At 64.7% G+C, this 14,755-nt stretch carries 12 protein-coding genes; 5 read left to right on the top strand and 7 right to left on the bottom strand.

Features of this window, described 5'->3' with window-relative positions; genetic code table 11:
* Nucleotides 1-46: 46 nt before the first annotated feature.
* The 3 genes from GQ57_RS33430 to GQ57_RS33420 are packed head-to-tail and all read right to left on the bottom strand — an operon-like array spanning nt 47 to nt 2,626.
* Nucleotides 47-919, bottom strand: a complete 873-nt coding sequence (locus GQ57_RS33430) for an AraC family transcriptional regulator (protein ID WP_235215173.1) — start codon at nt 917-919, stop codon at nt 47-49.
* 50 nt (nt 920-969) lie between these two features.
* The gene (locus tag GQ57_RS33425; RefSeq protein WP_235215172.1) at nt 970-1,554 is read right to left on the bottom strand and encodes a GNAT family N-acetyltransferase; all 585 of its coding nucleotides are present in this window, start codon (nt 1,552-1,554) and stop codon (nt 970-972) included.
* Entirely contained in the window at nt 1,499-2,626 is a 1,128-nt protein-coding gene (locus GQ57_RS33420) for an aminotransferase class V-fold PLP-dependent enzyme (RefSeq protein ID WP_034200099.1), read from the bottom strand. The genes GQ57_RS33425 and GQ57_RS33420 overlap by 56 nt, the downstream gene beginning before the upstream one ends.
* A 282-nt stretch (nt 2,627-2,908) precedes the next feature.
* Here GQ57_RS33420 and GQ57_RS33415 point away from each other — a divergent pair, with 282 nt between their 5' ends.
* The 5 genes from GQ57_RS33415 (at nt 2,909) to GQ57_RS33395 (ending at nt 9,171) form a co-directional block, all read left to right on the top strand.
* A complete protein-coding gene (locus GQ57_RS33415) occupies nt 2,909-4,090 on the top strand; it encodes a serine hydrolase domain-containing protein (protein ID WP_034200098.1) in 1,182 nt (393 codons plus the stop codon).
* Nucleotides 4,091-4,248: 158 nt separating this feature from the next.
* Nucleotides 4,249-4,512 (top strand): hypothetical protein, encoded by a 264-nt coding sequence (locus GQ57_RS33410; protein ID WP_152601709.1) that lies wholly within the window; start codon nt 4,249-4,251, stop codon nt 4,510-4,512.
* A 406-nt stretch (nt 4,513-4,918) separates the two neighbouring features.
* The gene (locus tag GQ57_RS33405; protein ID WP_034200113.1) at nt 4,919-7,627 is read left to right on the top strand and encodes a type VI secretion system Vgr family protein; all 2,709 of its coding nucleotides are present in this window, start codon (nt 4,919-4,921) and stop codon (nt 7,625-7,627) included.
* A complete protein-coding gene (locus tag GQ57_RS33400) occupies nt 7,605-8,603 on the top strand; it encodes a hypothetical protein (RefSeq protein ID WP_034200097.1) in 999 nt (332 codons plus the stop codon). The genes GQ57_RS33405 and GQ57_RS33400 overlap by 23 nt, the downstream gene beginning before the upstream one ends.
* Nucleotides 8,578-9,171 carry a hypothetical protein gene (locus GQ57_RS33395; RefSeq protein ID WP_152601710.1) on the top strand — a complete coding sequence of 198 codons (594 nt, stop codon included), beginning with the start codon at nt 8,578-8,580 and terminating at the stop codon, nt 9,169-9,171. Before GQ57_RS33400 ends, GQ57_RS33395 begins: the two co-directional genes overlap by 26 nt.
* A 292-nt stretch (nt 9,172-9,463) precedes the next feature.
* Here the strand turns inward: GQ57_RS33395 and GQ57_RS33390 are convergent, their stop codons facing one another.
* The 4 genes from GQ57_RS33390 to GQ57_RS33370 all read right to left on the bottom strand — a co-directional run.
* Nucleotides 9,464-10,636, bottom strand: a complete 1,173-nt coding sequence (locus GQ57_RS33390) for an NAD(P)/FAD-dependent oxidoreductase (protein ID WP_034200096.1) — start codon at nt 10,634-10,636, stop codon at nt 9,464-9,466.
* A 181-nt stretch (nt 10,637-10,817) separates the two neighbouring features.
* Nucleotides 10,818-11,969, bottom strand: coding sequence for a branched-chain amino acid ABC transporter substrate-binding protein (locus GQ57_RS33380; protein ID WP_031398387.1), 1,152 nt, complete (start codon nt 11,967-11,969; stop codon nt 10,818-10,820).
* A gap of 360 nt (nt 11,970-12,329) precedes the next feature.
* Complete coding sequence (locus GQ57_RS33375) at nt 12,330-12,641, bottom strand: H-NS histone family protein (protein WP_031398388.1); 312 nt, start codon at nt 12,639-12,641, stop codon at nt 12,330-12,332.
* Between the two features lie 101 nt (nt 12,642-12,742).
* The coding region (locus GQ57_RS33370) for a YadA family autotransporter adhesin (RefSeq protein ID WP_034200094.1) at nt 12,743-14,755 on the bottom strand (2,013 nt) is incomplete at its 5' end.

Genomic DNA, 14,755 nt, shown 5'->3' with positions numbered 1-14,755 from the left:
CGATAAGCGCGCCTGCCGCCGCCCGCGTGGGCTGGAAGGACGTTTGCTACGCGGAATCGGACAGTTTCGCGTAAGCGCTGGGCGTCATGCCGGCGCATCGGCGAAACACGGTCGAGAATGCGCTCGTGGTTTCATAGCCCAGCTCGGCCGCGACCGCGATCACGGAGCGCCCCGACGCCAGCAACGGGCGCGCGGCCGAGATCCGGGCCTGCTGCCGCCACTGGCTGAACGACAGCCCGGTTTCCGCGTTGAACAGCCGGGCCAGCGTGCGGCTCGACGCCCCGACTTCGCGGGCCCATTCCGTCAGCGTGCGCGGATCGGCCGGATCCGCGAGGATCGCGTCGCAGACCCGGGCAAGACGCCGATCCTGGCCGGACGGAAGCGGCAACGGCTGCTCGGGGGACCACGCGATCTCGGCGAGCATGAGCCGGATCACGAGATCGTCGCGTCCGTCGGGGCGGATCTCGATCGGGAACGACGACGCGCGCACGATCAATTCATGCAGCAGCGACGATACGTTGACCAGTGCCGGCCGATCCGGATGCGCCGACCGGTACGCTCGCGGATCGACGTACGCGGTGCGCATCTCGAGCTGCCCGCGCGCGCGCATCGCATGCGGAAGATCGGGCGGAATCCAGAGCGCGCGACGAGGCGGGATCATCCACAGCGACTGACCGACGATAACTTCGGCGATGCCCGTCGTCGTATAGACGAGCTGCGCGCGCGCATGCCGATGCACGTCGACGACAAAACCGTCGAGAAACACTTTCGGCATGACGGCCGCGATCCCCGGCGCGTCCTGGTAGTCACGCGGGTCGGTGCTCTTTGCGACGGGCCCGACGCCCGCATGCCGCGCGCCGGTTGCCGCGTGACGCCCGGTCGCGCCGGCGCGGCCGCGCCCTTCGACCTTCATTGCCATTCCTCGTCTCTTGCCGGGGCGGACATGCCGGGGCGTGCGCGCCCCGTGCGTTACGCGATGCGCAGGAACATCCCCGCCTTCTCCGGCAGCAGCGAAGGCTGAAAACCGTAGCGTTCGTAGAACGTCGGCGTGCCGTGATCCGCCATCAGGCTGACATAGGCGGTCGGCGGCGCGTTCTCGTGAACGTAGCGCATGAGCGCCCGCATGATCAGGTCGCCCACGCCCTTCTTCTGGTGCGCCGGCAATACCGCGATATCCACGATCTCGAAGAAACACCCGCCGTCGCCGATCACCCGGCCGATGCCGACCGGCACGCTGCCGAGGTAAGCCACGACGCTGAAAAGCCCGTTCTTCAGGCCGATCGTCGCGGCCTGCTCCGACTTCCTGCTCAAGCCCGCGGCAAGACGAATTCCGATGTAATCGGACACCGACGGGACTTCCCGTCGAACGACGTATTCCATGCAAACCCTTCCGGTTGACGGTGTCGATGGATGGATCGAGAGGGCCGCGCCAGCGGCGACGCAGCGACGCGGCGGGCCGCCGGCGCGCGCCGCCCGCGCACCGGGCCCGCGAACCGGCCTACAGAATCCGGTCCAGCGCGTCGGAGAACCGGGCGACCGCGCCGTCGACGTCATGCAGCTTGTCCAGGCCGAACAACCCGAGGCGGAAGGTCTTGAAATCGTCGGGCTCGTCGCATTGCAGCGGAACGCCGGCCGCGATCTGCAGGCCGACGTCGGCGAACTTCTTCCCGGACCGGATGCCGTCGTCGTCCGTGTAGCTGACCACGACGCCCGGCGCCTCGAAACCTTCGGCCGCCACGCTCCGGAACCCCTTGGCGGCCAGCAGCGCGCGAATGCGCGCGCCGAGTTCGAGCTGCTCCGCCTTCACCTTGTCGAAACCGTAGGCCCCGGTTTCCTTCATCACGTCGCGCAACGTGGTGAGGCTGTCCGTGGGCATCGTCGCGTGGTACGCGAACCCGCCGTTCTCGTACGCCTCCATGATCTGCAGCCACTTGCGCAGATCGCAGGCGAAGCTCGTGCTGGTCGTCGCGTCGATCCGCTCGCGGGCGAGCGCGCCGAGCATGACCATCGCGCAGCACGGCGACGCACTCCAGCCCTTCTGCGGCGCGCTGATCAGGATATCGACGCCGCTGGCCTGCATGTCGACCCAGACCGTGCCGGACGCGATGCAGTCGAGCACGAACATCCCGCCGACCGCGTGCACGGCGTCGGACACCGCGCGCAGATAGCCATCGGGCAGCATCATCCCGGACGCGGTTTCGACGTGCGGCGCAAAGACCAGATCCGGCTTGTGCTCGCGGATCGCGGCCACCACTTCGTCGATCGGCGCCGGCGCATAGGCGGCCTGCCGCCCCGCTTCGACCGGGCGCGCCTTCAGCACGATCGTTTCGGACGGAATGCCGCCCATGTCGAAGATCTGCGACCAGCGATAGCTGAACCAGCCGTTGCGGATCACCAGGCACTTCCGGTTCGTCGCGAACTGCCGCGCCACGGCTTCCATGCCGAACGTCCCGCTGCCCGGGACGATCGCGACCGACTTCGCGTGATAGACGTCTTTCAGCGTGCCGGAGATGTCGCGCATGACGCCCTGGAAGCGCTGCGACATATGATTGACCGAGCGATCGGTGTACACCACCGAGTATTCGAGGAGCCCCTCGCGGTCAACATCGGGAAGTAAACCTGGCATGCTCGCCTCCGGTGAAAGATGAACGATGGAATCAGGATGAGCAGTGTCCGTGACGCGATACTGCTCTGCACCAATGCAATGGCGTTGTTTCTTCGACGAAAGCAGATTCTAACGAACGCCGCGCGCCGCTTGGGCATATTTTGCCCGCCGCCCTTCGCATGCGTCGCGGAGCGCCTTCCGGGCGGGCGCCGCGCACGTAGCCCTGTTCCACGTATGGATTAATGGCGCGGCCGGCATGCGACGCCTAACATGTCGGCTCGCCCTTTCACGACAGAGTCCTCGATGACCCCGAACCGAGCATCGTCACTTCAGCCGTCGCCCGATCCCGCACTCGCCGAGCGCGTCGATGCGGTCCTGTCCCGTCAACTCGAAACGCGGCGCCTGGTCGGCGCGGTCGTCCTGATCGCCCGCGACGGCGAGCTCGTGTATCGCCGCGCGGCCGGGTTCGCCGACCGTGAGGCGCGCACGCCGATGCGCGAGGACACGCTGTTCCGGCTCGCGTCGGTGACCAAGCCGATCGTCTCGGCAGCGGCCATGGCGCTCGTCGCGCAGCGCCGGCTGTCGCTCGACGACGACGTCACCCGCTGGCTGCCCGAATTCCGTCCCGCGCTGCCGGACGGCCGCGTGCCGGCGATCACGGTGCGTCACCTGCTCACGCATACCGCCGGCCTCGGCTATCGCTTCGCGGAAGCCGACGCCAACGGCCCCCGTGCGCGCGCGGGCGTCTCCGACGGGCTCGACGGCGCGTCGATCACGCTCGGCGAAAACCTGCGCCGGATCGCGAGCGTGCCGCTGCTGTTCGCGCCCGGCACCGGCTGGAACTATTCGCTGGCGATGGACGTCGCCGGCGCGCTGATCGAGGCCGTCTGCCGGCTGCCGCTGGCCGACGCGGTCGATACGCTGGTGCTCCGGCCGCTCGGCATCCGCGACACGGCATTCGTCGCACGCGATCCCGCGCGGCTCGCGACGCCCTACGTCAACGATACGCCGCAGCCGCACCGGCTCGCCGAGAACGAAACCGTGCCCATCTTCGATGGCACCGTCGGCGTGACGTACTCGCCGGCGCGCGCGCTCGATGCGCATGCGTTCGCGTCGGGCGGCGCCGGAATGGTCGGCACCGCCGGCGATGTGCTGAACGTGCTGGATACGCTGCGCGCGGGCGGCGGCGCCGTGCTGCCGCCCGAGCTGGTGGACGAGATGGGCCGCGTGCAGACCGGCACGCTCGCGTTGCCGGACCGGCCCGGCACGGGCTTCGGGATCGGCTTTTCCGTGCTGCACGACCCGCTCGCGGCGGCGTCGCCCGAGTCGCCGGGCACCTGGCGCTGGGGCGGCGTCTACGGCCACTCGTGGTTCGTCGACCGCGCACGCGGGCTCACCGTCGTGTCGCTGTCGAACACGCTTTATGAAGGGATGAACGGTCAGTACACGGTCGATCTGCGCGACGCGGTTTACGGCGTCGGGTAGCACGCGATCGATTAGGGGATGGGGTTGCACCCGTCCCCTGTCATGCCGCCGTATGTGTCGTTCCGCGTACGGCGGTTCACTGGACACACCGGGCGCGCCGCTGGATTTCCGGCTGCAAAAGTTGCGCCGCGTACCGGCATGACCGCCTCCGCCCCCGCGTGCGCGACATCCCGGCCGCCCCGTTCGGGCGCGGCGTCATGGCGAGCCACGAAACGCTTCGTCTCGAATGCGACTCGTTCTGCGTCGGCTTCGCCAAGCAGGTCGAGGTCGAGCAACGCAAATGCAGCTTCCACGCCGCGAAGCGCATTCATGCCGTCTTCTCCTGCTTCGGCCCGATCCGTCGGCATTTCGCCCTGAAGCAACATCTTTCACGCTACCCGCTAGCGCAAGCATCTTCCCGCGCATTGTTCGACGTGGCGTAACCGTCTGTCTCACGAAGCAGCAGGCCGCTCCAGCGTGCCTCGCGAACATCCCCCACCACGCAGCTTGTGTCCTTCGGTGTGCCAGACCAAAGCAAGGGGCAGTTTCTGCCCCGGACGAAGAAGCGCGTGTATCGACGCTCATTCGTTAAACAAACTCGAAGCAAGTCATCCGGCAGTTATAGAAGCGCGATCGATCATCACGTCGCATACCAGCTGTCCAACTGACCAGTCCTTTTTACGTCTCCGTCTCCATCACCGTGACTAACAAATAGGATCACGTAGAGTTCCGTATCGCCATTGCTGTTTTTTGAGATTCGTTAAAATTTTCATTCTGTACAATCCCGCCAAATGGCAATGCGTCATCACTAGTTCGCACGCCTATGAATGAATATAGAAAGGTATGCAGATGGATACTCGCAATCTGATGCAGATTTTTCGAGGCGGGCTGATTCAGCAAGACCGTCTTCTCAAGCTGGACACGTCGTTGGGTGGCAACGTTCTGCTTCCCCACCAGACGATTGGGGAATCGCGGCTCGGGCGCGATTTCGAGTTTGTTGTCGACGTCGCAACGACAAGCTCGAGCATCGAACTCAAGAAACTTATCGCGCAACCCGCTACCCTCTGGATTCAGCAGCGCAACGGATCGTATGCACCACACCACGGCTATGTGCATACGGCGCGGCGCCTGGGTGCCGATGGCGGGCTGACATTTCATCAGATAACGATGGCCTCATGGATGCATTTCCTGCGCTTTCGTCGTGATCAGAAAATCTGGCAGGACCAACCCGCCGATGCAATCGTTACGGACGTGTTCAATGCGCATCCACAAGCGCGCGGCCTCTACGAGTTTCATCTTTCCCGCTCTCTTCCTTCGCTCTCATTCTGCCGCCAGAACGAGAGCGATTGGAATTTCGTTCACCGGCTTCTGGAGTCTGAAGGGCTATATGGCTACTGGAAACACGACAGTGACGGCAAGGCGCATCGACTCATCATTACAGACCGCCTGACCGCGCTCGACGAAGCGCTGCCGCTCGACTTCTCCAGTGCCGGAACGACGCTTGCATCAGACGCACTGACGCAATGGAGCGGCACGCGTACATTGCAGAGCACGTCGCTGACCACGCGCACGTTCGACTACAAGAACCCGGCGGGCGCGTTCAATTCAAAGGGAACGTCATGGCCGACGATGCCCAATCAGGGTGAGTTGCCTGATCAGGCAGAGGTCTATCAGTACACGGGCGCCTACACCTTTCTCTCACAGGAGCGCGGCGACACCCTGTCGAAGACTCGCATCGAAGAATGGGAATCCCGGTCGAAGCGTTTTTTCGGCATTGGCGGTTGGCGCGCGGCCGACGCGGGCAAACGTTTCACATTGAATGCCCATCCCGATCACGACGGCAACTCGCTCGAGCAGCGTGAATTCGTCACGATTGCGGTGCGATGGACCATTCGAAACAACCTGCCGATCACGCGATCGTCGGCACGAATACCCCATAGCCTCGACCAGTTGATCGCCGATTCCGGGATAGACGACCTGAGCAGCGCGTCGCATGTGTCGTCGGATATCGACGGATCGACGGGGGCCTATCAAGTCGAGATCGAAGCACAGCGGACCACCGTCCCGTTTCGTAGTCCGTTCGAACACATCAAGCCGACGACACACCTTGAGACTGCCGTGGTAGTCGGCCCGAAGAACGAAGAGGTCTACACCGACGTGTTGAACCGCATCAAGGTGCGATTCATCTGGGACCGTGTGAACGACGGCAACGAGAGCGCTTCGTGTTGGGTCCGGGTCGCGCAGTCCGATGCCGGCAGCGGGTATGGCTCCGTTCATCCGCCGCGAATTGGAGAAGAGGTCTTGATCGACTACGTCGGAGGCGACTGTGACCGACCGATCGCAATCGCACGCGTTTACAACGGTGCAGCGAAGCCGCAGTGGCACACGAACGGCCTGCTTTCGGGCTACCGGTCGAAAGAGTTTTCCGGAACAGGGTACAACCAGATGGTGATGGACGACTCGACCGGACAGAACCGTGTGCAGTTGTTCAGTAGCCAAGGAAACTCCGTGCTCCATCTCGGTTACCTCATCCAGCAAACCGGCAATGCGCGGGGCGACTACCTGGGAAGCGGATTCGACCTGCGGACAGACACTTACGGCGCCGTTCGCGCGAATCGCGGACTATACGTCACCACGTATTCGAAAGCACCCGACAGCCAACCGCTCGACGCTCGCGAGACGCAACAGCAATTGGTACGCGCCGAAAGCTTGCTCGAATCACTATCCGACGCGAGCATCGCACATGACGCCGAGGGCCTGCAGGCCGGATACGATGCGCTGAAGCTGCTATCCGACGCAACGCAGGATTCGGCCACCGCGGCCGTCGCGGGCGGACGAACAGCCGGGGGTGGAACCGGAGCGGCAAACGCCTTCAGAAAGCCCGTGATGTTGTTCGGCAGCCCATCGGACATCGCGCTTTCCACGAACGAAACTGCTCACCTGTCGGCCGAGCAACACGTCAACATCGTCAGTGGCCGGAACACGCATCTGGCGATCGGGAAGTCGCTTCTCGCAAGTGTCGCCAACAAACTGAGCATCTTTGTCCGGGGCGCCGGCATGAAACTGTTCGCCGGGCGCGGCAAGATCGAACTGCAGGCCCACTCGGACAACATCGAGTTGATCGCCCGGAAATCGGTGAAGGTGCTTTCGACAACGGCCAAGGTCGAAGTCGCGGCCGATCAGGAACTCCTCCTTACGTCGGGTGGCGCCTACATCCGGATCGCGAATGGCGACGTCCAGATCCATGCGCCAGGCAGGATCGACATCAAGGGTACGACGCACAGCTTCGACGGGCCGACCGCGCAAGGCTACGCGCTTCCCGGCCTGCCCCATGCGGGCGATGCCCCGCGGTATCACGAGCAGTTCCACCTGGTCGACGACGACGGCACGACCGTCCTGCCGCACACACACTACGAGATCGAAAGCGAGTCGGGCAAGAAGTGGAGCGGTTACAGCGATGCAGATGGATTCACTCGGCACGTCTACACCGATCAACCTGAATCCCTTTCTCTCACCGTCTACAAGGAGGTCGACGATGACAGCGACGAAGAAACGTAAGACCGTGACGCGGCACGTAAAACATGCGTCGACGACCGGTACCGATCAAAAATCGCTGGTGAAGGCCGTTATTCAGAGCGACATCGGCGAATGGGTCCACCCGAAGACCGGGGACAAGTTCTATATCGACGAGACTACTCGGTTCCCTTCCGTCACGTTCGAGATCGAGACGAATGATCCACCACCTTACCAATGGAAATGGAGCATCGTGTGGGACGCCCAGGTCAGTTCGTTGCGCGAGTCGGCCAAGCGAGGGAAGAAGGTCAGGTCGTTCTCGGAGACCGGCTCATTCACGAGCAACGACACGACCTGGGACGCAAAGCTGAACGACAAGATCATCGGCGGGAAGCTGTCCGTCGAAGTGAAGGCGGGTACGACTGATTTTCGACGAACCGTCTTCATTCTTGGAAAGAATCCTGCGAAAGACGATGTCCTGAACTACCTTAAGGCGATTCCGAATACTGCTGGATTCGATCTGATCCTCGAGCAAGAGAGCCGCTTCAAGAACTTCATCAACGCCGACAACGAACCGGTAGTTGCCGGCGACAGGGGCTACGGGATAACGCAGATGACGAATCCCGCACCCAGCTATGAGCAAGTCTGGAACTGGAAGGAGAATATCAAGGCCGGTGTCGCGCTATGGCAGTTGAAGCAAAAGGCAGCGATTGCCAGCTTCGACGGGGTGCCCTACACCGAAGAGCAATTGAGGCGCGAGACCTTCACTCGCTGGAATGGGGGGAGCTACTACAAGGCCAACACGAAAACGCAGACGCTTGAACGTCGCGACATACAGTGCGACACCCAGACAGGCAACATTGGCTGGGACATGAAAGATCCGACGAACATCGGGAAAACCGAAGCGGAACTACACGACCGCGATAAGGACGAATACAAGAAAATGAAGGGCGGTCAGGGCAAAGACCATCGATGGATGTATTCCGGAATCTGCTATGTCGATCATATCTTCGGTCGTTAAATGTTGTGTCATTTCCGTCGCCCTCGCCGGTACGGCGAACGTTCTTGCAGACGAAGAGGCGCCCACCTCGATTCGACTGTCAAATGGGCGCCACCTGCAGCAGGATGAGGATGGGAAGCGACTGATCGAGGTCGACATTGCCCATCACCGCTCGATCACGGTGAAGTTACCGACTGCACTGCGTCGGGCTGTCTCTTCCGCATCGAGCATCGGCTTTCCGTCGGCGGACTCGAAGGTCGTCGACGGAAAGGAGATCGTGCTGGTTGTCGTCAGTCAGTCGTCGAGCAACAATCCGACGGGATATTGCGGCGCGGGGGAGGAAAGCACCCTGTATGCACTCCAGATCGACGGGAATGCCGCAGTGCCGAGATATTCGATGCCCGTGCAAAGCTGCTTGCACACCGTGTCGCTCGATACCTACGTCAACAATCGATCGCCCTGGCTAGCGATCGAGTGGCTTGACGATCCGCTCGGATTCAAGATCAACTGGTCTTTCATCGACGAGACCGCGCACGTGACGCGTCAGTATCGCTACAACGGCAGCACCTTCGTGCAGAGCAAGAAGTGACGTGCGCAGTCACGAATCAGCAAGACAGTCGCGCTGCCGTCGGTGGTGCACCGTGCGGCACTGTCATGTTGCTGGAGGTGATCGCGCAGGATGAGGGGATGACGAATAGCACATCACTCTGCCGCGGACACCGAATCCCGGCGGCAGTCATCTGTATTCGCCGGGACTCGATCTGACAGGTAGCCGGCCCGACAGCCGGGCGCACCCACAAAAAAAGCCCGACACAGTCGGGCCAATGAGTCGAGACACAAGGAGAATCCCGCCCGCTCCACGGCGGGCGGGCTACGCCGCGCTACACGACGTTCTTTTCGACGATCGGGCGGTTTTCCAGCACGCGCGCCCAGCCGAGCGTCGACAGGTCGAGCGTGTCGTAACGCCCGCCCAGGATGAGTTCGCTGACGCCGCGCCCCGTCGCCGGCCCTTGCTGCAGCCCGTGGCCGCTGTAGCCGTTCGCGAACACCACGTTGTCGAGTTCCGGGTGATACCCGATGATCGCGTTGTGGTCGAACACGTTGTATTCGTAGTATCCGGACCAGCAGTTCTGCACGCGCAGCGCCTCGAATTCCGGCACGCGATGCGCGAGCGTCGGCCAGATCACCTCGTCGAACAGTTCGTGATCGACTTCGTCGAGCGGCAGGTCGTCCGGGTCGCGGTCGGCGCTCGGCGACATCCCGCAGATATACGTCCGCCCTTCCGGCCGGAAATACACGCCCGTCGGGTCGATCAGCAGCGGACAATCCGCGAGCTTCGCCGGCGACGACACGTTGAAGATGCTGCGGCGCCGCGCATGCACGGGAATGTCGATGCCCATCATCGCCGACAGCGTGCGCGTCCACGCACCGGCCGCGTTGACGAGCGTGTCGCACGCATGGCGCTCGCCGTCGTGCGTGACCACCTGCGTCACCTTGCGACCGTCGCGCTCGACGCCCGTCACATCCGCCGCCACGTAGCGCGCGCCCAGCGCCTGCGCCTTCTTGCGCAGCGCCTGCACGAGCCCGTAGCCGTCGAACCACCCCTCGCCGCTCACGCCATAGGCGCCCGACACGAGATCGTCGACGTTCAGCCACGGAAACTTCGCGCGCAGCGCATCGCGATCCATCAGCCGGATATCGGCGCCGAGGCGCGTCTGCAGCGCATGATTCTCCTGCAGCGTCGCCTCGCCGGCCGGCGTCGCGAGGAACAGGTAGCCGCCTTCGTGCAGATCGATCGACGGCCGGTTGCCGTCCACTTCGAGCCGTTCGCCGATCGTGCGCAGGAAATCGATGCCGAACAGCGACATCTGGATCGACAGCGGCGTCGAGAACTGCTGGCGGATCGACGCGGCCGACAACGCCGACGACGATTTCGCATAGCTGGGATCGCGCTCGATGACGGTCACGGAAACCGTGGGATCGGTGGCGCGCAGGAAATAGGCGATCGAGCTGCCGATCACACCACCGCCGACGATGACGACTTGAGAACTCACGACTGACTCCAGTTGCACATGAAGGGCGCAGCCGGCCGGCCGCGCCCGTGGGTTGTTCATGCCGCGTCGCGCGGGCAGGCCGGCCCGTCGGCCGGGCCGGCGGGCGCCGCGATCGCGCCGGACCGCCAATGGCATTTCAGCACGTCCGGCATCGCAGCGAAAGCCCGCGCGCGCGTTGCGTTCAGTCCGCCGATTTCGTCGTGACGGGCTGCCACGCGGCGTTCTTCACTTCGTACAACGTCGAGCTCGGGTTCTTCAGGTCGCCCGTGCTCGTGAACGCGATCGTGCCCGTGATGCCGTCGTAGCGCGTGCCCTTCAGCGCGCCGTTGAAATCGGCCGGCTTCGTCGAGTTCGCCTTCTGCATCGCATTGATCGCGATCCACGTCGCGTCGTACGCGAACGGCGCATACGCGAGCATGTCGACGCCGTACTTCTGCTTGAATTTCGTTTCGAATTGCTTGCCCTTCGCGAGCCGCGACAGCGGCTGCCCGTACTCCCACACGGCCGCGCCTTCCGCCGCGTTGCCGGCCAGCCGGATGAAGTTCGCGTTCATCACGCCGCCGCCCGCGAGGAACTGCGCGCGGATGCCGAGCTGGCGCATGCGCTTCACGAGCATCGCGGCCTGGGCGTCGAGGCCGCCGAAGAACACGAGATCGGCATTCGTGCTCTTGATCTTCGTGAGCTGCGCGCTGAAATCGACGGCCTTGTCGTTCGTGAATTCGCGCGTGACGATCGTGCCGCCGTTCGCCTTCACGGCCTTCTCGAATTCGTCCGCTTCGCCCTGGCCGAACGCGGTGCGATCGTCGATGATCGCGATGCGCTTCGCCTTGGTGACGCTCGCCGCATACGCGCCCGCGTTGCCGGCGTTCTGCGTGTCCGTCGCGATCACGCGGTACACGGTGCCGAGCCCGGCGCGCGTGATGTCGGGATTGGTCGCCGACGGCGTGATCATCGGAATGCCGGCCTTCGCGTAGATCTTCGATGCGGGCAGCGTCGTGCCCGAGTTGAAGTGGCCGATCACGACGGCCACCTGCGCATCGGCCAATTGTTGCGCGGCCTGCACGCCGGTGCGCGGATCGCTCTGGTCGTCCTGCGACGCGACGACGAACTTCACGGGCTTGCCGCCCACCGTCGTATGCGCGGCATTCGCCTCGTCGACGGCCATGCGCACGCCGTTCTCGATGTCCTTGCCGTACGCGGCGCCGCCGCCCGTCAGCGGGCCGGCCACGCCGACCTTGACGACCGTCTCCTGGGCATGGGCCGCGCCGGCCTGGAACGCGAGGATCGCGGCGGTCAATGCGACGCCGGAAATCGAACGAATGCGGAACATCATGGCAGTCCTTCTTGTGTGGGTCGGGATGCAACGCGCGGCTGCCGCGCGTCGGCGACCTCCTGCGTGCGGCGGATCGCGTCCGTCACCGGGCACCTTCGACGAAGGCGCCGGACCGGCCGGTCGATCAATCACCGCGGTTCCGTCTCCGAAGAACCTTGCACCGCTAAAGAGGTGAAGGAATTGTGGGTAGCCAATACCCGTGCAGCAAACGAATTATCGGAACTACATAGTGAGGATTTGTCATCAAGTGCCGGCTGTGCGCCAGTCTGGCCGGCCTGCGCCGCCACGCTTCATGCTGCCGGATTGCGATGCCGCGCCAAAGGCACTTTGGCGCGGCACACGTCGTCCCGCCGTCGCCCGTCAGGGCGCGCGCTCGTCGTCCCGGTCGATCAGGAACACGCTGCGATCCTTGCCGCGAATCCATTGCGGCTCGCGGCCCCGGCCGGTCCAGGTCCGGCCCGTCGCGGGATCCATGTATTTCGGCGGTATCGCCGGCCGTACCCTATGCCCGGTGGCCGCGCGATATTCGATGAGGTCGCTCAGGCTGATGCCGTTCCTGTCGAGCAGATCGATCAGCTCGCCGAGGAAACGGCGCATCTCGCGCGTCCTCGCGCTCTCGATCTCCTGCTTGAGCCGGTTGAACTGTTGCAGCATCTCGACGTATGAATTCATGTTGCCCCCCTCATCTCGCCATTCCGTTGCGCAGCATCGCGCACGTCATCCGCGCCACGGACGCGGCGGCGGCGCGGTCGCGCAGCCGCCGCACCGCGGGCTCACCATTGATAACCCGCGCCAAGCACCGCGCCGGTGCCTCCGCGGCTACTCGTCGTCAGCGCACCCTTGTAGATCCACTTGCCGTTTTCCGACACGGTCGAGACGCCGAGCGCGAGCCCTTGCTGCCCCTGCCACGTCGAACCCGCGACCGCGACCATGCTCTTGCCCGGCCCGGTCGGCTGAGGCAGGCCCGCGACGGCCATCGCGGCCGCGACGCCGCTGTTCATGTCGTTCTTCAGCCCTTCGATCTGCTGGTTCGTGTACTGGTTCGCTTGCGCGACGGCATTCGAAACCCCGCTGTTCAACTGGTTCACGTTGACCGCATCGGTGCCGTTCACGCCCGGCGCAAGATTGCTGATCGTGCGCTCGTTGCCGACCGAGCCAACCGACACGGTGTTCGCCGCCGTCGCGACCGAATTCGCGCCAAGGGCGACCGAGTTCGCTCCGCTCGCGGTGGCATGATCGCCCAGGGCGGTGCTGCCGCTGCCGGACGCGACCGAACCGCTACCGGCGGCAGTCGCGTTCTGGCCGCTTGCCGAAGGCGGCGTGAACGTCGTCGGGTTGCCGGTGATCCAGGTCTGATCGCCCCCCGTCGACGGTACGACCGTCTGGGCGGGCAGGCTGTTGATCGTCTGGTCCAGCGTGCTGATTGCACTCTCGAGCTGGCCCAGATTGACCGCATCGGTCAGTTGCGTGCCGGGCGCGACGTTCGTGATCTGTCGCAATGCGCCCGATGCCCCGACGGACACCGCACCCAGCGTCGTCGTGAAACTGCTTCCGCTGATCGGATCGACATAGGTACCGGCCGCACGGTCGGCTACCGACCCCGCGCCCAGTGCCACGCCGCCGAGCGTCGCGACGCTGGCGCCGTTGCCCAGCGCGAGCGAGTTGCCGCCCGTCGCCTGTGCGCCGCTGCCGAGCGCGACGTCGCCCGACACCGCCTGATTGCCGCTGACGCCCGCCACGGCGCCCGAGCCTTCCGCGATGGACGAATCGCCGTTGGCGGTCGCGGTCGGGCCGACCGCGATGCTGTCGGTACCCACCGCGTTCGAATCGGCCGCGGTCGAATTCGCATGGAAGTATTTGATGCCGCCGCCGTTCACGGCCGTATCCACCTCGCTGGCAACGGCATAGAGCTGACTGCCGTTGACCGCATCGGTCGACGTCGCCGTGACGCGCCCCGCCGCCACGTTGGTGATCTGCCGCTCCGCACCCGGCGCGCCGACCGACACCACGCTGGTCGGATTCGCGCCGGCAAAACCGGACAGCGTGAGTTGCCCGCCGGACGCGGTCGTGATGGTGGCGCCGCTGGTCGGATTGGCGGCGGCGGTCGTCGAGCCGGCGCCGAGCGCAACGTCGCCGTTGTTGTTCGCTATCGCGCCGGTGCCAAGCGCAACCGTGTTGCTCACGGCAAGGCCCGCCGTGCCCGTCGACGTGACCTGGCCGGTGGTCGCGTCCACGCTGTAGGACGCCGCGTTCGCCCCCGCGCCGATCGACACGTTGCCGTTGCCGGTCACGCCCGCGCCCGCCGCCGCGCCGATCCCCACGTTGGTGTTGCCCGTCACCTGGACGCCCGCGTTGAGCCCGAAGTTCGCGTTCGCATTGCCGACCGTCAGCGCACCGGCCTGACTGCCGATGTTGCTGTTGTAATTGCCCTGCACGCTTTCGCCGCTCAGGCTGCCGATGCTCGTGTTCAGCGTGCCGTTGACACCGTTCCCCGCGCCCGGGCCGATCGCCGTGTTCTGTCCGCCGGCCGCATTCGCGCCCGCGTCGTTGCCGATGTTCACGTCCGACACGCTGGTCGCGTTCGCGCCCGCGTTCTGGCCGATCGACACGGTACCGGTCGTCGACGCCGACGCACCGCTGCCGATCGCCACGCCGGACGCACCCGCCGCCGACGCGCCGACGCCCGCCGCCAGCGCATCCGCGCCGGTCGCGCCGTCGTTCGCGTAGTTGCCGCCCTGCGCGCCACCGTCGTTCACGCTGTAGTAGTGCGTCTGGCCGGCCGCCAC

The sequence above is a fragment of the Burkholderia sp. MSh2 genome, from assembly GCF_000731655.1.
Taxonomy (GTDB): domain Bacteria; phylum Pseudomonadota; class Gammaproteobacteria; order Burkholderiales; family Burkholderiaceae; genus Burkholderia; species Burkholderia paludis.
This window is presented reverse-complemented; position numbering and strand designations above follow the sequence as displayed.

Coding starts and splice junctions, on each gene's coding strand:
- GQ57_RS33430 (WP_235215173.1), bottom strand. CDS start 919: ATGGCAATGAAGGTCGAAGGGCGCGGCCGCGCCGGCGCGACCGGGCGT.
- GQ57_RS33420 (WP_034200099.1), bottom strand. CDS start 2,626: ATGCCAGGTTTACTTCCCGATGTTGACCGCGAGGGGCTCCTCGAATAC.
- GQ57_RS33380 (WP_031398387.1), bottom strand. CDS start 11,969: ATGATGTTCCGCATTCGTTCGATTTCCGGCGTCGCATTGACCGCCGCG.
- GQ57_RS33400 (WP_034200097.1), top strand. CDS start 7,605: ATGACAGCGACGAAGAAACGTAAGACCGTGACGCGGCACGTAAAACAT.
- GQ57_RS33405 (WP_034200113.1), top strand. CDS start 4,919: ATGGATACTCGCAATCTGATGCAGATTTTTCGAGGCGGGCTGATTCAG.
- GQ57_RS33395 (WP_152601710.1), top strand. CDS start 8,578: ATGTCGATCATATCTTCGGTCGTTAAATGTTGTGTCATTTCCGTCGCC.
- GQ57_RS33415 (WP_034200098.1), top strand. CDS start 2,909: ATGACCCCGAACCGAGCATCGTCACTTCAGCCGTCGCCCGATCCCGCA.
- GQ57_RS33375 (WP_031398388.1), bottom strand. CDS start 12,641: ATGAATTCATACGTCGAGATGCTGCAACAGTTCAACCGGCTCAAGCAG.
- GQ57_RS33425 (WP_235215172.1), bottom strand. CDS start 1,554: ATGACGTCGACGGCGCGGTCGCCCGGTTCTCCGACGCGCTGGACCGGA.